Annotated in this window: 22 protein-coding genes and 2 pseudogenes; 15 read left to right on the forward strand and 9 right to left on the reverse strand. The window is 71.3% G+C overall.

The genetic code is table 11. From position 1 onward, the window contains the following. The first annotated feature begins 161 nt into the window (after positions 1–161). Positions 162–872, forward strand: coding sequence for a TetR/AcrR family transcriptional regulator (locus tag WAB15_RS35610; protein ID WP_407288810.1), 711 nt, complete (start codon positions 162–164; stop codon positions 870–872). Here WAB15_RS35610 and WAB15_RS35615 read toward each other — a convergent pair. The 3 genes and pseudogenes from WAB15_RS35615 to WAB15_RS35625 all read right to left on the reverse strand — a co-directional run. After that, a complete protein-coding gene (locus WAB15_RS35615; protein WP_407289378.1) occupies positions 862–1,071 on the reverse strand; it encodes a hypothetical protein in 210 nt (69 codons plus the stop codon). The two genes, WAB15_RS35610 and WAB15_RS35615, sit on opposite strands and share 11 nt — an antisense overlap. A gap of 228 nt (positions 1,072–1,299) precedes the next feature. Further along, positions 1,300–1,545 (reverse strand): annotated as a pseudogene (locus tag WAB15_RS35620) (carboxylesterase family protein); the annotation flags it as partial. Continuing rightward, positions 1,542–1,862, reverse strand: a pseudogene (locus WAB15_RS35625) (MBL fold metallo-hydrolase); the annotation flags it as partial. The pseudogenes WAB15_RS35620 and WAB15_RS35625, both read right to left, overlap by 4 nt. Between WAB15_RS35625 and WAB15_RS35630 the strand changes: the two are divergent. After that, the gene (locus WAB15_RS35630) at positions 1,833–2,447 is read left to right on the forward strand and encodes an Lrp/AsnC family transcriptional regulator (RefSeq protein ID WP_407288811.1); all 615 of its coding nucleotides are present in this window, start codon (positions 1,833–1,835) and stop codon (positions 2,445–2,447) included. The pseudogene WAB15_RS35625 and the gene WAB15_RS35630 overlap by 30 nt on opposite strands. Before the next feature lie 88 nt (positions 2,448–2,535). On the opposite strand, the gene WAB15_RS35635 is transcribed toward WAB15_RS35630, so the two are convergent. From WAB15_RS35635 to WAB15_RS35650, 4 genes are all read right to left on the reverse strand, one after another. Next, positions 2,536–3,309, reverse strand: coding sequence for an ABC transporter ATP-binding protein (locus tag WAB15_RS35635; protein ID WP_407288812.1), 774 nt, complete (start codon positions 3,307–3,309; stop codon positions 2,536–2,538). Further along, the gene (locus WAB15_RS35640) at positions 3,306–4,169 is read right to left on the reverse strand and encodes an ABC transporter permease (protein ID WP_407288813.1); all 864 of its coding nucleotides are present in this window, start codon (positions 4,167–4,169) and stop codon (positions 3,306–3,308) included. The genes WAB15_RS35635 and WAB15_RS35640 overlap by 4 nt, the downstream gene beginning before the upstream one ends. Next, positions 4,166–5,524 carry an ABC transporter substrate-binding protein gene (locus WAB15_RS35645; RefSeq protein ID WP_407288814.1) on the reverse strand — a complete coding sequence of 453 codons (1,359 nt, stop codon included), beginning with the start codon at positions 5,522–5,524 and terminating at the stop codon, positions 4,166–4,168. The genes WAB15_RS35640 and WAB15_RS35645 overlap by 4 nt, the downstream gene beginning before the upstream one ends. 83 nt (positions 5,525–5,607) lie before the next feature. Beyond that, positions 5,608–6,375, reverse strand: coding sequence for a GntR family transcriptional regulator (locus WAB15_RS35650; RefSeq protein WP_384427446.1), 768 nt, complete (start codon positions 6,373–6,375; stop codon positions 5,608–5,610). Positions 6,376–7,521: 1,146 nt separating this feature from the next. On the opposite strand from WAB15_RS35650, the gene WAB15_RS35655 reads away from it, so the two are divergent. The 8 genes from WAB15_RS35655 to WAB15_RS35690 all read left to right on the forward strand — a co-directional run bounded on the left by WAB15_RS35655 (position 7,522) and on the right by WAB15_RS35690 (position 14,790). Further along, positions 7,522–8,205, forward strand: a complete 684-nt coding sequence (locus WAB15_RS35655) for an urease subunit gamma (protein ID WP_407288815.1) — start codon at positions 7,522–7,524, stop codon at positions 8,203–8,205. Next, positions 8,198–10,096, forward strand: coding sequence for an urease subunit alpha (locus tag WAB15_RS35660; RefSeq protein ID WP_407288816.1), 1,899 nt, complete (start codon positions 8,198–8,200; stop codon positions 10,094–10,096). The genes WAB15_RS35655 and WAB15_RS35660 overlap by 8 nt, the downstream gene beginning before the upstream one ends. A 44-nt stretch (positions 10,097–10,140) precedes the next feature. Next, complete coding sequence (locus WAB15_RS35665) at positions 10,141–10,815, forward strand: urease accessory protein UreF (RefSeq protein WP_407288817.1); 675 nt, start codon at positions 10,141–10,143, stop codon at positions 10,813–10,815. 33 nt (positions 10,816–10,848) lie between these two features. Next, complete coding sequence (gene ureG, locus WAB15_RS35670; protein WP_407288818.1) at positions 10,849–11,559, forward strand: urease accessory protein UreG; 711 nt, start codon at positions 10,849–10,851, stop codon at positions 11,557–11,559. Next, positions 11,556–12,395, forward strand: coding sequence for an urease accessory protein UreD (locus WAB15_RS35675; protein ID WP_407288819.1), 840 nt, complete (start codon positions 11,556–11,558; stop codon positions 12,393–12,395). Before ureG ends, WAB15_RS35675 begins: the two co-directional genes overlap by 4 nt. A gap of 482 nt (positions 12,396–12,877) precedes the next feature. After that, positions 12,878–13,237, forward strand: coding sequence for an RNHCP domain-containing protein (locus tag WAB15_RS35680; RefSeq protein WP_407288820.1), 360 nt, complete (start codon positions 12,878–12,880; stop codon positions 13,235–13,237). Between the two features lie 23 nt (positions 13,238–13,260). Next, positions 13,261–13,689, forward strand: a complete 429-nt coding sequence (locus WAB15_RS35685; protein WP_399145482.1) for an RNHCP domain-containing protein — start codon at positions 13,261–13,263, stop codon at positions 13,687–13,689. 345 nt (positions 13,690–14,034) lie between these two features. Continuing rightward, on the forward strand, positions 14,035–14,790 hold the full coding sequence (locus WAB15_RS35690) for a glycosyltransferase family 2 protein (RefSeq protein WP_407288821.1): 756 nt from the start codon (positions 14,035–14,037) through the stop codon (positions 14,788–14,790). A gap of 50 nt (positions 14,791–14,840) precedes the next feature. Here the strand turns inward: WAB15_RS35690 and WAB15_RS35695 are convergent, their stop codons facing one another. Further along, positions 14,841–15,548: an NIPSNAP family protein gene (locus tag WAB15_RS35695; RefSeq protein WP_407288822.1), complete on the reverse strand. Its 708-nt coding sequence runs from the start codon at positions 15,546–15,548 to the stop codon at positions 14,841–14,843. 161 nt (positions 15,549–15,709) lie between these two features. On the opposite strand from WAB15_RS35695, the gene WAB15_RS35700 reads away from it, so the two are divergent. Further along, the gene (locus WAB15_RS35700) at positions 15,710–16,729 is read left to right on the forward strand and encodes a helix-turn-helix transcriptional regulator (protein ID WP_407288823.1); all 1,020 of its coding nucleotides are present in this window, start codon (positions 15,710–15,712) and stop codon (positions 16,727–16,729) included. 106 nt (positions 16,730–16,835) lie between these two features. On the opposite strand, the gene WAB15_RS35705 is transcribed toward WAB15_RS35700, so the two are convergent. Further along, positions 16,836–18,170: an alpha/beta hydrolase gene (locus WAB15_RS35705; protein ID WP_407288824.1), complete on the reverse strand. Its 1,335-nt coding sequence runs from the start codon at positions 18,168–18,170 to the stop codon at positions 16,836–16,838. A 69-nt stretch (positions 18,171–18,239) separates the two neighbouring features. Between WAB15_RS35705 and WAB15_RS35710 the strand changes: the two genes are divergently transcribed. From WAB15_RS35710 to WAB15_RS35725, 4 genes are all read left to right on the forward strand, one after another. Further along, the gene (locus tag WAB15_RS35710; RefSeq protein WP_407288825.1) at positions 18,240–18,818 is read left to right on the forward strand and encodes a TetR/AcrR family transcriptional regulator; all 579 of its coding nucleotides are present in this window, start codon (positions 18,240–18,242) and stop codon (positions 18,816–18,818) included. Between the two features lie 590 nt (positions 18,819–19,408). Beyond that, positions 19,409–19,774 carry a hypothetical protein gene (locus WAB15_RS35715; protein ID WP_407288826.1) on the forward strand — a complete coding sequence of 122 codons (366 nt, stop codon included), beginning with the start codon at positions 19,409–19,411 and terminating at the stop codon, positions 19,772–19,774. Beyond that, positions 19,771–21,234 (forward strand): PrsW family glutamic-type intramembrane protease, encoded by a 1,464-nt coding sequence (locus WAB15_RS35720; RefSeq protein ID WP_407288827.1) that lies wholly within the window; start codon positions 19,771–19,773, stop codon positions 21,232–21,234. The genes WAB15_RS35715 and WAB15_RS35720 overlap by 4 nt, the downstream gene beginning before the upstream one ends. Then, positions 21,231–21,668 carry a hypothetical protein gene (locus tag WAB15_RS35725; RefSeq protein ID WP_407288828.1) on the forward strand — a complete coding sequence of 146 codons (438 nt, stop codon included), beginning with the start codon at positions 21,231–21,233 and terminating at the stop codon, positions 21,666–21,668. The genes WAB15_RS35720 and WAB15_RS35725 overlap by 4 nt, the downstream gene beginning before the upstream one ends. Positions 21,669–21,670: the final 2 nt, after the last annotated feature.

A 21,670-nucleotide genomic window follows, 5' to 3' on the forward strand; every position in this document is an offset into this window, starting at 1 on the left:
CAGAGGTGGGCGAGGTGGTGGAGCACTCCTTCGCTTCACTTCCTCACTTCTGTTAGAGACCATAACTCTTGCGATCGGCCATCGCAACTGAATTGATGGTTACGATGAGCGAGGGCCGCTCACCCATGCCGTCCCGCCGCCCCGCAACGCAGGAGGAGAACATGGCCGCCGAGGTACGAAGCCCCCGGGAGCGCTACCGCGAGCAGAACCGTGCGGAGATCAAGGCGGCCGCGCTGCAGCAGCTCGCCGAGGGCGGCGTCCAGGCCGTCGCGCTCACCCGGATCGCCAAGGACATGGGGCTGTCCGGGCCGGCCCTCTACCGCTACTTCGCGGGCCGCGACGATCTGCTGGGCGAGCTGATCCGGGACGCCTACGACGACGTGGCGCAGGCCATCGCACAGGCCGACGGCGGCTCCGCCGGGGACGCGCGGTCCACCCTGCACGCCCTCGCCGGCGCCTACCGGAGCTGGGCCGTCGCGCAGCCGCACCGCTATCTCCTGATCCAGGGAACGCCGCTGCCCGGCTACGCGGCTCCGCCCGACACGCTCCAGCGCGCGCGGGCCGTCCTGGGGCCGTTCCTGAAGGTGTTCGCCGCCGGTGTGCCCGTCGAGGCGCTGCGGCCGACCGTCGCCGAGATGGACGCGTGGGTACGCAAGGACGACGGCGTCGCCGACTGGGTGGCGCAGCACACCGGGCTGCCGCCGCGCGGCGAGGCGGCGGGCACCGCCCTCGCCGGTACGGTGCTGGCCTGGTCGCAGCTGCACGGCACGGTCAGCTTGGAGGTGGCCGGCCTGTACGCCGGGATGGGGCACCGCGCATCGACCCTGCTCACCGCGCAGATCGACACCCTGGCGGACTCCTTCAGTCTCTAGGTGCGGGTACGGGTACGGCCGCTGTCGGTCCCACCGCGCTTTCCCCGGCGGACGAGGCGGGGGCGCCGTAACGGAGTCGCCAGGCGTCGTCGATGTGCATCGTCGCCCGCCGGGCCGTGCCGTAGGGCTCCCATCCGGGGTCGCCGTGGGTGGCGAAGGCGACCCAGGCGGCGTGGGTGCGGGCCGCCAGGTCCGCCACTCCGCGGTGCGGCAGGGCGGGGCCGAGCAGGGCGTGTTCGCCGTACAGCGCGGGGAGATCCGTGCGGTCGAAGATTGAAGGGAAGCTCGACGCAATGGCAGGCGCCGAGCCGCCCGTTGAAGGCGGTGGACCGCCAGGTGAACGAGTAGGCGTAGGTCCGGGCGCCGGGGAGGGCGCAGTGGGCGTCGGCGAGTGCGCGGTTGCCAGCCGGTGCGGTGGCCCCGGCCGGGTGGCGTCCCGGATGCCGTGCCAGCCGGGGGCGGGGGCCGGGGCCGCGAAGCGGGCCGCGCCGACCGGCGCGGCGGCATACGGGATCCCGTGGAACACCTGAACCCCGTCCCGCCGCAGGCCGCGGACCCGTCCGCCCGTCGTACGGACGACGGGTCCGGGCGCCGCGGCCTGCGCGCGGTCGGGGCCCGAGGTGCTCCGGCGGGCAGGGTCCGGGCGGGTGGCGCCACCGTCGGCCCCGGTCATGCCGTGGCCTCCAGCGACGCCCAGGAGCGGATGGCGAACCGGCCGCCGGATCGTTGGACCCGCATCCCCGGGCGCTCGCCGCGCAGGTGGGCCGGGAAGACGATCCGCCCGGTGTCGGCGGCCTCGCCGAGGATCCGGTGGCGTGAGGCGCGGGCACCCGCGGGGTCCTCGCAGAAGCAGCTGTTGCAGTCCGGCTCGACCACCTGCACCGGATTGTGCAGCAGATCGCCCACGAAGACGGCACGGTCCCGACCGGAGGTCAGCAGCACGACACAGGAGCCCGGAGTGTGGCCGGGCGCCGGGGCCAGCGTCAGATTCTCGGCCGCCGCTGCGCAGCACCCACGTCTGCACGCACGACCTCAGCCGCGGCCTGGCGACTCCCTCGCCTGACGCCCGATCAGATCGCCGCGCTCGCGGGGCAGGAGACCACCCCGAGTGCCGCCCGTCCGTCCGGCACACCGCTGAGCGGCCTGGAGCGCGACACCGTCGCCGTGCTGCGCGACGACGCCCGCACGCCCTTCTCCACCATCGCCCGCACGCTCGGCATCACCGAGTCCCGGGCCCGCCGCACCGTCGCCGCCCTGCTCCGATCCGGCCTGCTGCGCCCGCGCGTCGAGGTGGATCCACGGGACCTCGGCTATGCGGTCGAGGCGGTACTGGGCATCGGCTGCCGCCCGGGCGCCGTGAAGCGGCTCGCCGCCTCGCTCGCGGACCACCCCGCGACCAGATTCCTCGCCCTCACGGCGGCCGCCTCGGTCTTCACCCACGGAGGGGTCTTCCGCGACGAGGAGCACCTCGCCGACTTCCTCACCGGCGGTTTCGAGGGAAGCGAGGAGGTCACCTCCCTGGAATGCTCCCTCCAACTGGAGGTGCTCAAGCGGTACTGGACGACTCGGCCGTGAGGCTGGAAGTCATGCCGTGAGGCCGGGAGTCAGGGGTGAGGCCGGCAGTCGAACCGTGACGCCGGGAGTCGGGCCGTGAGGCTACGCGTCACAGGGAGGCCAGGACGTGGCGGCGCAGCCCGATGGTGCCCGGCGCCTCGTGGGCGTCCCGCTGCCGGGGGTGCGGGACGCCCAGGACCTCGCCGGAGGTGAGCAGGGCGATCCGGTCGCCGAGGTAGAGGGCCTCGTCCACGTCATGGGTGACGAAGACGACGGTCACGCCGGTGCCGCGCAGGATCTCCACGAGCAGGTCCTGCATTTCGGCGCGGGTATGCGGATCGAGCGCGCCGAACGGCTCGTCCATGAGGACCGCGCGGGGCCGCCCGGCCAGCGCGCGGGCCAGCTGAACGCGCTGCCGCTGCCCGCCGGAGAGCTGGTGCGGCAGCTTGCGGGCGTGCCCGGCGAGGCCGACCCGCCGCAGCCAGTCGTCGGCGATCCGCTGCCGGTCGGCCCTGGCCACCCGGCGGACGGCCAGCGGCAGTTCGACGTTGGCGCGGACGCTCCGCCACGGCATCAGGGCGTCCTCCTGGAAGACCAGCGCCCGGTCGGCGGCGGGCCCGCCGACCGGCGTCCCGTCCTGGGTGACCCGCCCGCCCAACGGGGGCAGCAGCCCGGCGAGGGTGCGCAGCAGCGTGGACTTGCCGCAGCCGGACGGGCCGAGCACGGCCACGAGTTCACCCGGTGCGATGCGCAGCCGCACGGTGCCGGGCAGGGCCTGCCCCGCCCGATGGCCGAGTCGTACGTCGTCCAGGGCGAGTTCGGCGCCCTGCTGGACGGGAGCGGTGCTCTTGCTCGTGGGACTTGCAGGACTCGCGGGACTCATGGGACGGGCTCCTTGTCGAGGGCCGGAGCGGGGGACGGGGCGGCTGGGGGAGTGGCACTCAGGGCGCGGCGTGCCGCACGGGACGGGGCGCGCTCGGCCGGGCGCGGCAGCCAGGAGGTGGCGCGGCGGCCGAGGAACTCCACCGCGGTGGAGGTCAGCCAGCCGAGGGCGCCGATGGTGGCCATGCCGACGAAGACGCCCGGATAGTCGACGACCGTGTAGTCCTGCCAGGTGCGGTAGCCGACCCCGTACTCACCGGAGATCATCTCCGCGGAGATCACACAGATCCACGCGACGCCGATGCCCACCGAGAGCCCGCCGAAGATCCCCGGCAGCGCGCCGGGCAGCACCACCGAGAACAGCACCCGCAGCCGGCCGCCGCCCATGGTGAGCACGGCCTCCTCCCATATGGGCGTGAGCGCGCGCACCGCGTGCCGGGTCGACACCAGGACCGGGAAGAACGCCGCGGTGAAGGTGATGAACACGATGCCCTGCTCGTTGGTGGGCAGCAGCAGGATCGCGACCGGGACCAGCGCGATCGCCGGGACCGGCCGCGCCACTTCCACCAGCGGGCCGAGCAGATCCGCGGCCCACCGAGACCGGGCGATCGCCGTGCCCGCGGCCACCCCGACCACCGCGGCCAGCACGAACCCGACCACGATACGGCGCAGGCTGTGGCCGAGGTCCTGCCAGTACGGGCCGGTGACCAGCCGGTCGCCGAAGGCGGAGGCCACCTCGCCGACCGTGGGGAACTGGCCGAACCGCAGCCACAGTTCGACGTCCAGGGAGGTCAGCAGCTGCCAGAGGCCGAGGGCCGCGGCGAGCGAGGCCGCCCGCACCAGCCACCGTCCCGCGCTCATGAGGCGCGCCTCACGGCATCCGCGTAGCTGACGACCCGGGCCCCGGCGTGCCGCTCGATGTACGTCTTCGCGTGGGCCGGGGTGACGAAGGCCCGCAGGTCGGAGCCGTCCGCGACCCACACCGCCCGGTTGGCGAACCACAGGGTGCCGGTCAGCGCGTCCGGTACGTACGCGGCCCGCACCTCGGCGCCCTTCGCGGCCTTCAGCAGCTCCTTCGGGCTGTCGAAGGTACGGGTGGTGGCCCGGCCCTTCAGCCACAGCTCGGCCTTGGCGGCGTCCGCCTTCGGATAGGAGGCGGTGCGCGCGGCCCGTCGCAGCGGTGCCGGGTCGATGAAGGAGTCCACGTCGACGTCGCCCACCAGCTTGGCCGCCTTCAGGATCGGCACGTCCTTCTCCAGCGCGGCGATCAACTCCGGGCGCAGCGCCGGGTCGAAGGTGGAGATGCCGTGGGCGCCGTTGTAGAGGTAGACCACCTCGGCGGGGAGCCCGGTCTCCTTGGCCACCGTCTCGGCGGCGGCGACCGGCCGGTTGCGCAGAGAGTCGGTCGCCCGTCGCTGGGCCTTGAGGAAGTCGTCGAGGACCCCGGCGCGCTCCTTGGCGAACTTCTCCCGGACGGTGACGCCGTGGAAGGTCGGCAGATTCAGGTCGGCACCGTCGTAGAGGGCCTTCGCCTTGCCCTGGTAGGCCAACTGGCCGGGCCAGGCCACGAATTGGGAGAGTGCGTCTACGTTGCCCCCGGCCAGGGCGGACGCGCCGACGCTGGGCTGCTGGTTCAGTTTCTCGATGCCCCGCTCCGGGTCGATCCCGGCCTGCTTCAGGGCGCGGACCAGCGTGCCGTCGGCGGCCGAGCCGACGCTGGTGGACACCTTCTTGCCGCGCAGGTCGGCCAGCGAGCGCAGGGGTGAGCCGGGTGCGGTGACCACGGTGTTGAGGCCGCCGCGCAGGTTGTAGCCGGTGACCGAGACGAGCCGCGTCGGCTGCCCCAGCTGCCGGCCGCGGGCCGCGTTGATCAGCAGCGGGAAGTCGCCCATCGACCCGATGTCGATCTTCCCGGCGGTCATCTGGGCGGTGATCGGGGCGCCCGTCGCGTAGTCCTGCCACTTCACCTTGTACGTGAGGCCGTCCTTCTTGCCGCGGGCCGCGAGCTCCTCCTCGAAGTAGCCGAGGGAGCGCAGCAGCGTTCCGGCGGTGACCGTGTTGATGGTCTTCGACTGGTATCCGACGGTCACGGTGACGGTCTTGGAGTCCTGGGCCCCGGCCGCGCCACCGCCGCACGCCGTGGCCAGCGGCAGCAGCAGGGCGAACGGCAGGAGCCGGGGGAGTGGCAGGCGCTGGGGGAGCGGGACAACAGGCATGGCTGTCTCCAGGGAGGGCGGTAGCGGGAAGTCGCTGGGGGAACGGGGAGGTGATGCGGGTGGAGCCGGTGTGGGAAACGGGGTCAGACGGAGCGGTGCAGGACGCCGCTCATGGTGATGCGGTCGCCGCGGAAGCGGATGAACTCCAGGTCCACGGGCCGCCCGTCGGGCAGATGGGTCAGCCGCTCCAGCATCAGCACGGCACTCCCGCGCGGAGCCTGCAGCACCGCTGCGGAGTGGGCGTCGGCGTTCACGGCTTCGAGAGTGATCTCGGCATGCCCCAGTGGGCCGCCGGTCAGCGTCTCCAGGAGCCGGAACACGTCCGTGGACTCCAGGTCGCAGCCGAGCAGTTCACCGCCCACGTCCATGGGCAGATAGGACAGGTCCAGGGAGAGCGGCAGTCCGTTGAGGCGGCGCAGCCGCTCGATACAGAGCACGTCGGTGTGGTCGGGCAGGCCGAGTCGGTGCGCCACCGGGCCGGGGGCACTGACCGGTCCGACGGTGCGGACCTCGTTGGTGACCCGGCCGTGCTCGTGCAGGGTCTCGGCCAGGCCCTGGAGCCGGTCGAGGCCGTGCGCGTACTTCTCGCAGACCACGACGGTGCCGACGCCGGCCTTGCGCTCCACGAGCTGCTCGCCGCGCAGCAGGTCGAGGGCGAGCCGGACGGTGTTGCGGCTGGCCCGGTAGTCGGCGGCGATGACGTTCTCCAACGGGAGGACGCCGCGCGGAAAACCGCCCGCCAGGATCTGGTGGCGCAGCAGATCGGCGAGTTGCCGGGCCCGGTCCGCACGCAGCCGCCGACGGCGCGCGGCGGCGACCGGAAGCGAGGCGGGGATGCGTTCGGCTGGCATGGCAGGGAACGTACCGGCGCGGCGCCCCCGATGGTGTTGCGGCAGTATTGCGCCACCTGACAGCCCGAGCCGCACCGCTCTGACCTGCGCCATTGCCGGTCAAGGGCAAAGATCCGCCACCCCGACGCCCACAACGTGGACTGCTACGGCGGGGCTCGGCGGCTACGTAGGGCGCCTGACCGTACAGAGTCGTACGTGAGCAAGGAGGGCGTCGGCGTCACGGAACGGGCCGATCACCACCTGGGAGACGACCCCGGCGCGTGGACGATCGGCTGCCGCTTCGTCCAGGGCCGCCGTTTCACCGGCTCGGTGAGCGAACTCCTCAAGATGTCGGCGGGAGGAAGCCCGCCAGTAGGCGCTGCTTTTCGGACCAGTCGCCGAAGTTTGGTGGCTCACGCCGAACGGGTGCGCAGCGCAAACGCTATGTCGCCCGCTATTAGCGGGCTCTTATGTGACCGGCATTCCCGTGCTCGGCAGCCTCAAACTCGGCACGAGCGTTCGGTGGGTCACGCTAGCGGCCGGGCTCTTTGGGGAGCTTGTCCCTGTCATATGGAGCACGATGCGTCGGTCCTTCCCGATGCTCGGGAGCCTTTGACGGGAGGGCGGCAGTGCTTGAATTGCCAGGAAGTTCTGTTCTGTCCTGCTGATTCTGTGATCGTTTGCCTTCCGTTGCCTGGCGCCTCCTTCCGTCGGTCGCCAGGGGTGTGGTCTACGGAAGGGGGGCGTCGCTGTTTCGCGTGGCTGGAAGTGTCTCTTTACCCGGGCGGACGCAACGGGGAATCTGGTGGTCGTTCTCGGCCACGATCAAGGCTGGCACCGAAGAGTTGGGGGGCATAGTAAGAGGGCGGTGAGCAGCCACGACCAGGGTCGACGGACTCCGTTCCGCATCCCGTTTCAGGAATGCGGACTCCGCACCACCCAATGGCCTGTCGCTCTCTCCTCCTGAGTGTCAGTGATGAAAGCGTCGCGTGGCTGGAATCCCCTGACTTCGCGTGCATGCGTATTCGTCATGTCCGAAGACGTCCAGCCGAGGCTGTGTTGATCTGTCGGTAAGTGCTACCGAATTCTTTCTGCCGGTGTCCGGCGCGGGACGCCGCCGAAGGAAACTCCAGTGATTCCGAAGGAATGCAAAGGCATGGTAATGCTATGCACCTGACTCCGCATGAGCAAGAGCGTTTGATGATTCATGTGGCGGCGGACGTCGCCGAAAAACGCCGGGCCCGTGGTGTGCGACTCAATTACCCCGAGGCCATGGCTCTGTTGACCGTGCACATCCTCGAAGGGGCCCGGGACGGCCGTACCGTTGCCGAACTCATGGCTTCCGGGGCGAAGGTGCTCGGTCGCGAGGAGGTCATGGAGGGCGTGCCCGAGATGATCTCGTACGTCCAAGTGGAGGCGACCTTCCCCGACGGTACGAAGCTGGTGACCCTCCACGACCCCGTCCCCCGTCGTGACTGCTGTGCGGAGTCCGATGACGAGTCCCTCGTGCATCCGGGGAAGATCGACCACCCGGAGGGGGCCGGCCACATTCCCTTCAACAAGGACCGGGAAATCACCGAACTCACCGTCTGCAACACGGCCGACCGTCCCATCCAGGTCGGCTCCCACTACCACTTCGCCGAGGTCAACGATGGCCTCACCTGGAGTGGGCCCGACGAACCCGAGCGCAAGTTCAAGGGCGTCGCCTACGGCAAGCGCCTGAACGTCGCCTCCGGCAGCTCCGTGCGCTTCGAGCCCGGTATCCCGCAGCCGGTCGAGCTGATCCGCATCGAGGGCGAACGCCGCGTCCTCGGTCTGCGCGGCTGTGTCGGAGGTGACCTCGATGACTGACCCCACGACCCGCCCCGAACCCCGGACTCCGCGCGGCGACGAAGGCGGGGGCCTGGCCCGCGCCGACTACGCCGACCTGTTCGGTCCGACCAAGGGCGACTGCATCCGCCTTGCGGACACCCAGCTGCGGATCGAGATCACCGAGGACTGGTCGGGCGGTCCGGAGCACAGCGGCAACGAGATGGTCTTCGGCGGCGGCAAGGTGATCCGGGAGTCGATGGGGCAGTCCGCAGTTCCGCGTGACCCCGCGGGGCCGGGGCATCCGGAACGTCCCAACGCTCCCGACACCGTCATCACCGGTGTCGTGATCCTGGACCACTGGGGCGTGGTGAAGGCCGATGTCGCGCTCCGCGACGGCCGGATCGCCGCGCTCGGCAAGGCGTACAACCACGAGACCATGGACCGTATCCACGACGACCATCCGGTCGCCACGGACTTCGTCATCGGTCCCGAGACCGAGGTGATCGGCGGCAACGGGAAGATCCTCACGGCGGGCGGTGTCGACACCCACGTCCACTTCATCTGCCCCGAGCAGGTGGGGGAGGCCCTGGCCGCGGGAGTGACCACGCTCATCGGCGGCGGGACGGGGCCGGCCGAGGGCAGCACCGCCACCACGGTCACGCCGGGCCGCTGGCACCTCGCCCGGACCTTCGAGGCGCTGGACAGCTTCCCGGTCAACGTCGGACTGCTCGGCAAGGGCAGCACCATGTCCGAGGAGTCGCTCCGCAACCAGGTGAACGCCGGCGTGATCGGTTTCAAGATCCATGAGGACTGGGGCGCCACGCCCGCCACCCTCCGGTCCTGCCTTCAGGTGTGCAGGGATTCCGGCGTTCAACTGGCCCTCCACGCCGACTCGTTGAACGAGGCGGGCTTCGTCGAGAGCACCCTGGAGGCCATCGGCGACGAGCCCCTCCATGTGTTCCACGTCGAGGGCGCGGGTGGCGGGCACGCACCGGACATGATCACCATGGTGAGCAAGCCGAACGTGCTGCCCGCGTCCACCAATCCCACCCGGCCGCTGACCGTCAACACGGTCAAGGAGCACTTCGACATGGTGATGGTCTGCCATCACCTCAACCCCGCCGTGCCGGAGGACCTGGCCTTCGCCGACTCGCGCATCCGGCCCTCCACCATGGCAGCCGAGGACATCCTGCACGACCTCGGTGCCATCTCGATCATGTCCTCCGATGCCCAGGCCATGGGCCGCATCGGCGAGACCGTGCTGCGGACCTGGCAGACCGCGCACGTCATGAAGCAGCGGCGCGGCTTCCTGCCCGGCGACGGCTGCACCCGGGAGACGGACGTCTGCCGGGAACACCCCGCCCCGAACCGGGCCGACAACAACCGAGCCCGGCGCTACGTCGCGAAGTACACCATCAACCCGGCGATCGCCCAGGGTATCGACGAGGAGGTCGGCTCGGTCGAGGTGGGCAAGCTCGCCGATCTGGTGCTGTGGGAGCCGAAGTTCTTCGGGGTCAAGACCCATACGGTCCTCAAGGGCGGACAGATCGCCTACGCGCAGGTGGGTGACGCCAACGCCTCCATCCCCACCCCGCAGCCGGTCCTGCCCCGCGCCGTGTGGGGGTCCACCGGCCTGTCACCCCGCTCCAACTCGTTCAACTTCGTCACCCGCCAGGCCATCGACGACGGCCTTCCCGAACGCCTCAAGCTGGGTAAGGAGTTCAAGGCCATCCGCGACACGCGGAGCATCCGCAAGGAGCATATGAAGGAGAACGACGCCTGCCCCGACGTCGAGATCGACCCCGACACCTTCGAGGTCATCGTCGGCGGAGCGAAGGTGGAGGACGTGTCCGCACAGATCGACGGACATGGCGTCGAACGGAACTACGCCACCGAACTGCCCATGGCCCAGCGGTACTTCCTCTTCTGAGGCCCGCCGACACAGCACAGAGAGTGGAAGGTGAGCTGCGCACCATGACACGCGCCGCGCTGCTCGTCCTGGCCGACGGCCGGTTCCCCGCCGGAGGGCATGCGCACTCCGGCGGGGCCGAACCGGCGGTCCGGGCGGGCCGCGTCACCGACAGCGCCTCGCTGGCGGACTTCTGCCGGGGGCGACTGCACACCGCGGGCCTGGTCGCGGCGGCCCTGGCCGCCGCGGCCGCCGCCGGAGTCGACCCCCTGGTGCTGGACGAGGCCGCCGACGCCCGCACCCCGGTGCCGGCGTTGCGGTCCACGGCACGGAAACTGGGCCGCCAGCTGATGCGAGCCGCCCGCGCCACCTGGCCGAGCCCCGCACTCGACGCGCTGGCCGCGGCCCGCCCGCGCGGCGCCCACCAGCCCGTCGTCCTCGGCCTGGCCGCCCGGTCCGCCGGCCTGACACCCCTGGACGCCGCCCACGCCGCGGCGTACGAGAGCGTCAGCGGCCCGGCCACGGCGGCGGTCCGGCTGCTGAGCCTGGACCCGTTCGACGCCACCGCCGTCCTCGCCCGTCTGGCCGCCGACCTCGACAGGGTGGCGGCCGCGGCCACCGAGGCCGCCGATCGCATCCCCGCGGAGGGCTGCGACGCCCTGCCCGCCGCCTCCGCGCCCCTGCTGGACATCACCGCCGAGGCGCACGCCGCCTGGCCGGTACGGCTCTTCGCCTCCTGACCTGCGTCCCTCCCACACAAGCACGGAGCCCGTATGCACCTCGACCACCAGGACACCTTCCCCGAGCGGCACGCCTACAGCGCCGCCGCCCCTGCACGCCCCGACGGCACTCGGCGCGCCTTGCGCATCGGCCTGGGCGGCCCGGTCGGCACCGGCAAGACCGCCACCGTCGCCGCGCTGTGCCGGGCACTGCGGGACGAACTGTCCATCGCCGTCGTCACCAACGACATCTACACCCGCGAGGACGCGGAATTCCTGCGCCGTGAGGCCGTACTGCCCGCCGAGCGGATCACCGCCGTCGAGACCGGCGCCTGCCCGCACACCGCGATCCGCGACGACATCTCCGCCAACCTCGAAGCCGTCGAGGACCTGGAGGCCGCGTTCCCCTCCGAGGGCGTCGGCTCGCTCGACCTGGTCCTGGTGGAATCCGGCGGCGACAACCTCACCGCGACCTTCTCCAAGGGACTGGTCGACGCCCAGATCTTCGTCATCGACACCGCCGGCGGGGACGACATCCCGCGCAAGGGCGGCCCCGGCGTCACCACCGCCGACCTGCTCGTCATCAACAAGACCGACCTCGCGCCCTACGTCGGCGTCGATCTGGAAGGCATGGCTCGCGACGCCAAGGCCCAGCGCGGCGACCTCCCTGTCGCCTTCACCGCGCTGAAGCAGCCCGACGGCGTCAAGCCGGTCGCCGACTGGGTCCGCGACCGCCTCGCCGACTGGACCGCGGGCGCCGCATGACCTTCACGACCCCGGAAGCCGCGACACCTGCGTCCGAGCCGACCACCTCGGGCGTACGCGCCACCGCCCGCATCACGGCCACCGGCCGGGGCGGCACCACGACGCTGACCGCCCTCGACGGCGACGGCCCCTTCGAGCTGCGCCGCCTGCGCCCCCGCGGGAGCGAGGCCCGGGTCACCATCGTCGGTGCCATGAGCGCACCCCTCGGCGGCGACCGGCTGCGCATCGAAGCCACCGCGGAGCACGGCGCGGCACTGCACGTCACCTCCACCACCGCGACCCTCGCCCTCAAGGGCGCCACGCCCGAACCCGCCACCTATGACGTGGACCTGACCGCCGAAGAGGGGGCCCAACTGCACTGGCTGCCCAAACCATTGATCAGCGCCGCCGGCAGCGACCTGCAGCAGACCTTCACCGTTGATCTCGCGCCCACGGCCCGGCTCGTGCTGCGCGAGGAACAGATCCTCGGACGCGCCGGGGAGCCACCGGGCCACGTGGCCACCCGCCTGACCGTCCGGCGCGGGGGGCGCACCCTGCTCGACCAGCAAGCCGAGTACGGACGGGGCGCGGTCGGCTGGGACGGCCCCGCCGTCCTCGCCCACCACCGATCCACCGGCCAACTCCTCATCGTCGACCCGGCCTTCGAGGACACCCCGCCCGCACCCCTACTGCTCACCGACACCCCACTGCTCACCGACACCCCGGATCCGAGCCAGGCCGTACTGGCCCCGCTCGCCGGCCCTGCCGCACTCGTCACCGCGGTCGCCCAGGACGGCCTCCGTTTGCGCCGCCTCCTCGACCGGGCGTACGGTGCCGCCTTCGGCCACCAGGGCTGAGCGTGACCGTCCAAGGCGCACGCCGGGCTCCTGCCCGCCGTCGACTTCCGGATGCCGGGCGCGGTGCCCTCTCGACCACCACTGGTGCAGGGTTGGCAGCGAGGTAGTGGGAGTAGCGGATTGGTCGGCATCTCACCCGCACTTCGCCGTGGAGCCGCCCGGGGAAATTCGCTGGCACGCCTTCCGGCGATCTTGTTACGGTGACCGGCGACCGCAGATCGCGGATCGCTGACCGGGCCCGTGTGCCCTAGGAAGAGTGTCTATGCCCCGGACCGCGCCGAGCGCGCCTCGCCGCACCGCGTAACCAACCGTCTCGCTTGCCGCCGTTTCCGCGCGGCGACCGGACGTGAGTTCCGGTGTCTTCATCGCCAAGCAGCACCTGCCTGCCCCAGGGGGCGGCGGATGCGCATGGATTCTTCGTCGAGGATCGCTCGGCCGGCTCTTGCTGTCATCGCAGACCCTTTCAGCAAGGAGCACCCCGGGTGTCCAGCACCAACAACACTCTCAAGATCGACACCTTCACCTGCGCATGGTGCGGTCTCACCGTTTCGACCTTCGCCGCCGACGGAACGCGGCGCAACCACTGTCCGTCGTGCCTGCACTCCCAGCACGTCAGCGACCACGTCGAGGGCGGCCCGAGTCACTGCCAGGGCCGTATGACCCCGATCGCCATCGCCGTGCTGCGCACCGGTGACTGGATGCTCGTCCACCGCTGTGTGCGCTGCGACGAGCTCACCTCCAACCCCGTCTGCACGGACGACAACCAACTCATCTTGATGCGTATGGCCGTCCGCCCGCTCGCACAGCCGCCGTTCCCGCTCGAAGCACTCGGCAGCCTGTGAACCGGCGGAAGGAGGAGTACGACATGCCACGACGCAAGCAGCCCCACAGCCGGGCCCGGGCGGCACGGCGTCCGCAGCGGCACAAGGACGTCCTGCACGGGAACAGCGGCCACCGCACCAACGCCTTCCGGTGCGTCAACTGCCGTCTGGACGTGCCTTTGACCGCCCCGGGCACCGTTCACCGCAACCACTGCCCGAACTGCCTGGCCAGTCTCCACGTCGACCACCGCATCCCCGGCGACCGCGCCTCGGACTGCCGAGGGCGGATGGAGGCACTGTGCATGTTCACCCGGCCGGACGGTGAATGGATGCTCGTCCACCAGTGTCTGACCTGCGCCGAACTCAGCGCGAACCGCATCGCCGGTGACGACAACGCCCTCGCCCTGGTCCGTCTGGCACTCAGACCGCTCCAGGACACCACCATGGCCAGCCGCACCCTGCTCACCCTGTAGGGAGAAGGCCCGGGGGTGCCGGTGTGCGCGGCACCGGCACCCCCGCCGACCAACCCCACGGGGTCTTCTCCACCGCGCAGAGCACTGATCCGTCCGCGGAGTCCGACTTCCTTGCGCGCGTCGCGACGACCTGGTGGTCACCTGGACCGACGGTGGGCTCACCGCCGCCGGCTACCGCGACCCGGCTCGCGGCCATCCCGCCGCACCCGACCGCTGGATTGCCCGTTGGCCAGACGTTTTCAGGTTTTTAGCGGGATGGACGCACTGGGCACCGAGAGTGAGCCTTGGCCATTGCTCCATGTCATGATCGCGGACGGGCCAATCCCTCTCCGACAGGACCATCCCATGCGAACCATCAGCGTCATCACCGCCGTACACGAAGGCGGCCACCACTTCATCGGTGACACCTATGAATCCCTGCGTGAGCAGAAGCTCCCCGATGACTGGCAGTGGGAGTGGTGCGTGCAAGAGGACGGCACCTCGGGCATCCCCGGGAACAGCCTGCCCAGTGACCCCAGGATCACCTACGGGACGGGGCTGCGCGCGCGCATAGCGGTGACGCGCACACACGCCCTCGCGCGCGCGAGGGGAGAGCTGATACGGACGTTGGACGCGGACGACGTGCTGCTGCCCGGCGCGCTGGAGCGGGACATCGAGACCCTGGAACGTGTCCCATGGTGCGTATCCGCCTGCATCGACCTCCACGAGGACGGGAGGACGGCACCAGGTCCGTGCGACCCTGCGGGTGGGACCTTGGAGCCCGGCCGCTTCTATCACGAGGTGCTGGAGCGACGTCTGTCCGTTCAGGCGACCACCTTCGCCGCTCACCGTCGCCTGGTGATGGCGCTCGGCGGCTGGCAGGCACTGTCCGGAGCCGAGACGGTTGCTCTGCTCCTTGCCGCGGAGGCCGTGGCACCCGGTGAATTCATAGCGGAGCCGAGCGTCTTCTACCGAAAGCATCCGCACCAGACGACCGCCTCCGATCACTACTGGGAACCGACCGAAGCGGCCACCCGGACCGACGCGCTCGTGCAACGCGCCCGCGCCCTGCGGGAGTCGGGTTGGGAGTGGCAGCAGGTACGCCAGCACGTGAGCGGGTGAGGGTGGACGCCCTTCGTACGCAGGCGGTTCGGTGGCCCGGATGAGGCAGGTCAGGAGACGAGCGAACGGCCTGTGGGCGCCAGCCGTAGTGTCCGGGGGGCTGTTGTCTGTTCTCGTTCGATGCCCGGCAGGATCTCCTCCCGTACGAGGGGGTGGGCCTGTACGTGGGCGAGGTGCCGTCGGTGAGCGGCCTCATCGGGGTACGAGGTGAAGATCGCGGCGATGTTCTCGCCGGTGCGGATCGGCAGCCTGGGGAAGGTGTTGGGCGCCGTCTCGGTGGTGAAGGCGGCGAGCGGCACGGGTTCGGTCTTGTGGAGCACGGGGAGGAGGCCGTCCCGGATCAGGTCGATGCCGTCGTGCCGCCCGGGAGGGAAGGACCACACGGTGGCGGACACGAATCGCTCCGGTGCCGGAGCGCCGACCTGGGGCCGCTTGGACGGGAGGACGGCGAGTTCGTTCGCGTCCGACAGGGGGCGCAGGAGAAGGACATCGTCGGAGTCGATCATGGTGGCGTTGGCCTGGGGGCCGTGCTCGGCCCAGACGGGGCCGCCGTAGAAGGCCGTCAGAGCGTCGTGCCGTACCGCCATGTCCCGGAATCCGCGCAGCCAGACGAAGCGATCCGGATCGTCGAGGTCCCGGAACTGGCCGAGCACGATCATCCCGGCTTCTTCCTGGGTTTCGACGAACTCTCGGTCGAACAGCTCGATGAGCTCGTCGCGCCGGCCGGATCGCAGCGTGTACTGGCGAAGCTCGATCACGGCGGGGTGGCTGTCAGGGGCGGTGGGGGGCACGGCGGGCTCCAGTTCGGTTCTCTTCTGCGGGCGCGGGTTCCCGGCTCGTTCGGTCGGAGCCGGGCGCGAGCCGACAGTAGGGGGGCCGTGTGACAGGTGCTGTCAGGGTTTCCGGGGAGAATGCGCCCATGTCTGCCGGTCGACTGCTGTCGGTGCTGCTGTTGCTGCAATCCCGCGGCCGCATGTCCGCGCGAGGGATTGCCGAGGAGCTGGGCGTGTCCGTGCGGACCGCCTACCGTGACCTGGCGCGTCTGCAGGACGCCGGGGTGCCGGTCTATGCGGAGCCGGGCCGCGGAGGCGGTTACCAACTGCTGGACGGCTATCGCACCCGCCTGACCGGGATGAGCGAGGGCGAGGCGCGGGCGCTGTTGTTCGCCTGGCTGCCCGGCCCGGCCGCCGACCTGGGGCTCGCACCGGAGGTGACGGCGGCACGGCTGAAACTGCTGGCCGCACTGCCGACGGGACTGCGGGAGGAGGCGATGCGGACCGCGGCGGTGTTCCACCTGGACGCGCCCGGCTGGTACCGGGAACCCGAACAGGCACCGTACCTGCCCCTGTTCGTCGACGCGGTGCTCACCCAGCGTGCGGTGGATGTGCGCTACCGGCGTTGGCGCGCGCCACAAGAGGTGGATCGCCGTCTTCGCCCCTACGGCCTGGTACTCAAGTCCGGTGTCTGGTACCTCGTCGCCGCCGTGAAGGACCGGATCGCGACCTACCGGGTGTCGCAGGTCCTCGACGCGGTGCTGAGCGACGAGCGGTTCGACCGGCCTGCGGACTTCGACCTGGGCGCCTACTGGACCTCGTATCTCGACGATTTTCTGGCCCGTCGCTATACCGGCACAGCCACCATCCGCCTTTCCCCGCGGGGACGCCGGCGTCTGCCCGACAACGTCCCCCCGGAGCTGGTGCGGGCTGTGGACTCCACCGCGACCGCCGTCGGTGACGACGGATGGATAGCGGCGGTCATCCCGACCGAGAGCACCGCGCACGCGTGCGGCGAGCTGCTGCGGCTCGGCGTCGACGTCGAGGTCGTCGCGCCGGCCGAACTGCGCCAGGCCATGGCCGACACCGTGGGCGTACTCGCCAGAGCCTACGGATCCGCCCGCGCGGTACAGACGACCGGCTCACCCACCGGCGAGATCGAATGAGACGGGACGGCAACGGTGCGCGCAACAGCTCGCATCCCGCCGTCGGGTGCGGCCGGCCAGGACAGCCGGCCGCAGAACCCGGTGGCCATGCGTCTTCCGTGCCCGCTTACTTGTGGTCGTGGAGGAAGGCCGGGATGTCGGCTCGGGTCGGGTAGTCGGGCAGCGGGGCGGGCTTGTCCTGGAGGAACGCGGTGATGACGGCTGCCGCTCGTCGGTCGTTGTCACTCAGGCCGTTCCACATGTGGTGGCCGACGCCGGGCATGTACTGGGTGCGCCGGATGGCAGGGGCGTCGGCGAGGACGGCTGTCGCCCACTGCCGGACCTGGGAGGAGCACTCGGCGATCATCAGCATCGCGGGTGTCCGGGAGCGCCTCAACTGCGGGGCGATGGCGGGGGAGTCCTTGAGCGTCTGCTGAACGCGGAGGCTGGCGGCGGCGCTGAAGGAGAAGTTCCGCGCCGTGTCCTCGACCGGGATGCGATGCGCGTCCTTCGCGCAGTAGGCGGAGGCGGTGTCGCTGCCGAGATCGGCGGCGGTGAAGGCGTTGTCGCCCTCGGCCTGCCCCAACAGCCCGTTGTCCGGGCTGAGTAGACCGAGCCGCGCGAAGCCGAAGGCGACGGCGTACCGCGGGAGGTGTGTGGAGCGCGGTCCGGCCATCGCAGGCGCGATGCCGCGAGCCGACGGCCGGCCCTTCTGCCCCGCGATCCGCGTGGTGGGGCCGTCCATCGGGCCGGGCTCGGCGATGATCGCTCGGTGCAGGTGTGCGGCGATGGCCGGTTCGGCCAGCGCGCGGGTGAGCAGGACTGCGCCCGAGGAGAATCCCAGCACGTCGACGCGGCCCTTGCCGAGCCTGTCGACGAAGGCGCCGAGGTCGCGGACGGACCGGGTGATCGAGTACTGGTCCATGGGCAGCAAGTCGCTGCGTCCGCCGCCGGCCTGCTCGTAGGTGTACACGTCGTAGCCCTCTCTCGTGAGCCGCCGCAGGAAGCGGTGGTCGAGCAACGAGATGCCGCGCACCGGCCCGCCGTTGAGGTAGACGAGCGGAACGCGGTGCCGGGGGCCGTTGCCGGTGGGCGGGTAGTGGTAGACCGCGACCCGGCTGCCGGTGGACAGGCTCCAGTGTTCGGTGGTCACGAACGGCAGGGCGGGCGGATGGCGACGCGCCGTGGGAACGGTGGGGACGCACACCGACAGCGTCAGGGCCGCCGCGACGAACACCGGCAGGAACGGCGCCAGCCGTCCCCGCCAGGGCCGGCGGCGGCCCCGCCACAGCGCCGCGACGACCGCGATGCCGACAGTCGCGGACCACGCGGCGAACCCCGATCCCGCGCCGTCGGTGGCGACGATCAGCGCCAAGAAGACGGCGACCAGCCCCACCATCGCGGCGGTATGCGCCAGCACGCGGCCGACGAGGCGGAAGGGACGTATGACGGACGGTGGCATGGCAATCTCCCCCTGTGTTTTAAAACGTCGTTTCAAAACGATGTTAGCAGCCTGGGTAGACTGCTCCTCGTGGGAAGGCCGAGAACGAACGACGCCGCCGTCAAAGAACGGCTCGTGGCATGCGCGACCGAGATGTTCGCCACCCGTCCTCAGGAGTCGGTCACGGTCCGCGCGCTGGCCACCGCCGCCGGGACGTCGACGGCGGCGGTGTACACGCTGTTCCAGGGCAAGGACGGACTGGTCCGCGAGGTGCGCGACCGGGCGGTCGCCGGCCTGTTCCAGGACGTGACGGCGGTCCCCACCTCCGAGGTCGCCGTCGAGGACCTGTACGCGCTGGCCGCCGCGTATCGCCGCTGGGGACGCGAACACCGCCACCTGTACACCGTGCTGTTCGGCGGCGCGCAGTCCTTCGACCCGTCGGGCCGGGTCGGCGACCACGACCCCGTACGACCGCTCCTCGCGGCGATCGACCGCGCCGTGGCGGACCACACCCTCGCGGGCGACACCACGCTGATCGCCGTCTCGCTGTGGGTCGCCCTGCACGGACTCGTGACCCTCGAACTCGCCGGCGCCCTCGACGGCACCGCAGCCGAGACCGCGTTCCGATCAACGATTCACGCCGTACTGCGCGGCTGGGCGCCCCCCTGACGAGCAAAGGCGCCTGACCGGAACAGAATCCCAGGTCAGGCGCCTTCCGTGGGCCCCCGTATACCGCAACGAAGCCAACCACCTCTGTCTGCTGGCCCCCGACGCCGACCGCGGCAGCGTCCGCCTCGCCTCGTGCAACGACATCCTGGCCGAGCGCTGGAGCGTGGTGAACCCCTGACCCCGTGAACCCCACCGGGCCGCCCGTACCGTCATGTCAGTGCCGCCAGAACGGCTGGGAGGCGATCCCGCCTCGGCCGCGACGGGGAGGTGCCGGGCGGCGGTCGGAGGCGAACGCCCACGGGGCGGAGGACGCGCACGAGGTCTCTCTGGGGGCCGCGCGACGGGCCCGGCGTCGCGCCCGGACCGCCGCCTGCGTCATCGCTATTTCATCGGGATTTCAGTGCCTCCCACGACAGTGGACCTGGACGGCACCATCGCCCGGCTCCGCAAGGAGTAGCTGGGGCCGACGGCGGGCCCGGTGCGGCGTCGGGGGCGGTGTTCGCCCCTGGCCGCGCGTTCCGCCGGATCCGCGTGGAGTGTGTGGGGTTCCGATGAGTGATGGCCAGTCAGGGGGAGTGGGGGAAATGGGTATGGCGAACACGTCCGGCGCGTCGCCGCCGGAGTCGGCGGTGAGCGACACCGAAGGCGGGGAGGGGGGTCCCGGCCGGGTACCGGTCCGGCTGGTCCTGGCGGGCGGACTGGTCGGTGCGGTGCTGCTGACGGCGTCCCTGGTCGTCGGCCTCACGAGTTCTCCCACCGTGAGCGTCCCACGACTGCCGAAGATGCCCTCGTTGCCGACGGATCCCGGCTCGATGCCGACGGGATTCCCCACGGACCTGCCCACGGGCCTGCCGAGCCTGCCCCCGATGCCCACGGACTTCCCCACGGGCCTGCCCACCGACCTGCCCACCGACCTGCCTCCCCTGCCGACCGATCTGACGGGAGGTGGCTCGTGAAGGGCCTCGTTTCCTTGCCGTTGCGGGACGATCAACTGGCGCATACCAGGGCGCTGATGATCGCCCGGATCGCGATCGTCCTGTACCTGGTCGAGTTGCTGTTGAACATGACCCGCCCGCGGGTGCTGCCCGACGAGCCGGCCTTGTCGATCTTCTACGAACTGCCCGCGGGCCTCGGCAAGATGCCCGGCTTCGCGGGCTCGCTCGACCGGCTGCTGTCCATGCCGCGCGCCGTCTTCTGGTGCACGCTGGCGGGCATCGTGGCGGGGGTGGCCATCCAGATCGCGGCGGCCGTCCTGCGCCGATCCGACCGGCGCTCGGTGGCGCTGACCTGGCTGACGCTGGGGTGCCTGCTGTTGCCGTTCGGTCTGCTGTCGCTGGTGGTCGTCGTCGAGTACTTCCCGCTGGTGCTCGCCTGTGTGCCCAGTACGGCCCTCGTCCTGCTCCTGCTGCGCGGCGGGGTGCGGTTCGCCCGGGTCCCGCTGGCCGCACTGCTGGCCGCGTTCGCCTGGGGCGCGTTGATCGTGTTCGGACTGGGCCGCGCCTACAGCGGGCTCGCGTTCGGCACCCTCTTCGGCCACCTGGGAAAGTCCTCCCTCACCGACATCAGTCGACTCGCGGAGAACCAGTTCCGCACCATCGACCTGCTGATCGTGCACCTCAGCGTCGTTGACGCGCTGGCCGTCGCGGGCGGCGTCGCGTTGCTCTTCCTGTTGTTCCGCCACCGCGTCACCGATGCCGTGAGCGGCCTGGTCCTCGGCGCCGCCGTGGGGCTCGGCTTCAACCTCGTGGAGAGCGCCATGTACATGAAGATCTACGGCTCGCTGGGCGGCATGCTCGGGTCGACCGGCGGCTTCGAGTACTGGATCCGGCAGTCGATCGGCCTGCTCGGCGGGCAGGTGGCCTACGGCGCGCTGCTGGGGGCCGGGCTCGGCGTCGCAGCCCGGGCACGGCGGCGCGGGCTCATCGCGACGGCCGCCGTGGTGGGGGCGATCGGCGGGGCCACGGCCTCCGAGCTCCTGTCGGGGTGGCTGTCCGGGCTCGTCCGGGAACACGTCGAGGTCGGCAGTGCGCTCGACGTCCTGGTGGTCTCCCCGTTCCTGTGGCTGCTCCCCCAACTGCCCCTGATCGCCCTGACCCTCGCGCTGCTGGTCCGTGGTCTACGGGCACGCGCACCCGCGCTGAGGGCGGCCGTGGCGGAGGAGGTCGCAGCGGGCCCGGCCATCACCCAGGCGGAGGTGCCGGTTCTGATCTCGCCCGCGCTGCGGCTCTGGGCGGTGGTGGGTGCCTGGCGCTGGCGCGGCTGGCGTGCGGCCCGTGCGCTGCACCGCCTGCACTCCGTCCAGTTGGACCTGGCCGGCCACCACGTGCAGAACGATCCCACAGACACAGCTCACGCCGACGAGTTGCGCGCACGGATCGCGCGACTCAAGGGCGTGTCCTCGGAGGTAACCCCATGAACGGTCTGAGAACTGCCTGGCGGACGGCCGTCAGCGCCACCGCCCTCGCCGGAACGGTGCTGCTCCTGACCCCGCAGCAGGCCTCGGCCTGCTCGGTCGGGATCGGCTACAAGCCGTCGTTCGACATCCGCGACCTGAGCCACCCGAAGACGTGCTCGACGGGCGCCTCGCTCGGCGGCGCCGGGGCGGTCGCCGTTCTGGTTCCCGGCGCCCTCGTCGCGGCGAGCTGGTGCGCCCACCGGAAGGCCGAGAAGGGCTTCGGCGCGCCCGCGGAGAACGGGAGCACCGGCCCGAGCCTGGCCCTGATCGGCTACCTGGACGCCGCGGGCGTCGCGGTGAGCCGCCGGCGCGACGGCGAGGCCGATCCGGTCTCCGGCTTCCCGCACCGGACCGAGCAGGAGACGGGTGGGCACCGTGCGGACCGGCCGCTCTAGCC

Source organism: Streptomyces sirii (assembly GCF_045690365.1).
GTDB lineage: Bacteria > Actinomycetota > Actinomycetes > Streptomycetales > Streptomycetaceae > Streptomyces > Streptomyces sirii.

What these genes read in the sequence shown, in the direction of transcription:
- WAB15_RS35610 (WP_407288810.1), top strand. Translation starts at nt 162, where the DNA reads ATGGCCGCCGAGGTACGAAGCCCCCGGGAGCGCTACCGCGAGCAGAAC.
- WAB15_RS35635 (WP_407288812.1), bottom strand. Translation starts at nt 3,309, where the DNA reads ATGAGTCCCGCGAGTCCTGCAAGTCCCACGAGCAAGAGCACCGCTCCC.
- WAB15_RS35640 (WP_407288813.1), bottom strand. Translation starts at nt 4,169, where the DNA reads ATGAGCGCGGGACGGTGGCTGGTGCGGGCGGCCTCGCTCGCCGCGGCC.
- WAB15_RS35645 (WP_407288814.1), bottom strand. Translation starts at nt 5,524, where the DNA reads ATGCCTGTTGTCCCGCTCCCCCAGCGCCTGCCACTCCCCCGGCTCCTG.
- WAB15_RS35650 (WP_384427446.1), bottom strand. Translation starts at nt 6,375, where the DNA reads ATGCCAGCCGAACGCATCCCCGCCTCGCTTCCGGTCGCCGCCGCGCGC.
- WAB15_RS35655 (WP_407288815.1), top strand. Translation starts at nt 7,522, where the DNA reads ATGCACCTGACTCCGCATGAGCAAGAGCGTTTGATGATTCATGTGGCG.
- WAB15_RS35660 (WP_407288816.1), top strand. Translation starts at nt 8,198, where the DNA reads ATGACTGACCCCACGACCCGCCCCGAACCCCGGACTCCGCGCGGCGAC.
- WAB15_RS35665 (WP_407288817.1), top strand. Translation starts at nt 10,141, where the DNA reads ATGACACGCGCCGCGCTGCTCGTCCTGGCCGACGGCCGGTTCCCCGCC.
- ureG (WP_407288818.1), top strand. Translation starts at nt 10,849, where the DNA reads ATGCACCTCGACCACCAGGACACCTTCCCCGAGCGGCACGCCTACAGC.
- WAB15_RS35675 (WP_407288819.1), top strand. Translation starts at nt 11,556, where the DNA reads ATGACCTTCACGACCCCGGAAGCCGCGACACCTGCGTCCGAGCCGACC.
- WAB15_RS35685 (WP_399145482.1), top strand. Translation starts at nt 13,261, where the DNA reads ATGCCACGACGCAAGCAGCCCCACAGCCGGGCCCGGGCGGCACGGCGT.
- WAB15_RS35690 (WP_407288821.1), top strand. Translation starts at nt 14,035, where the DNA reads ATGCGAACCATCAGCGTCATCACCGCCGTACACGAAGGCGGCCACCAC.
- WAB15_RS35700 (WP_407288823.1), top strand. Translation starts at nt 15,710, where the DNA reads ATGTCTGCCGGTCGACTGCTGTCGGTGCTGCTGTTGCTGCAATCCCGC.
- WAB15_RS35705 (WP_407288824.1), bottom strand. Translation starts at nt 18,170, where the DNA reads ATGCCACCGTCCGTCATACGTCCCTTCCGCCTCGTCGGCCGCGTGCTG.
- WAB15_RS35715 (WP_407288826.1), top strand. Translation starts at nt 19,409, where the DNA reads ATGGCGAACACGTCCGGCGCGTCGCCGCCGGAGTCGGCGGTGAGCGAC.
- WAB15_RS35725 (WP_407288828.1), top strand. Translation starts at nt 21,231, where the DNA reads ATGAACGGTCTGAGAACTGCCTGGCGGACGGCCGTCAGCGCCACCGCC.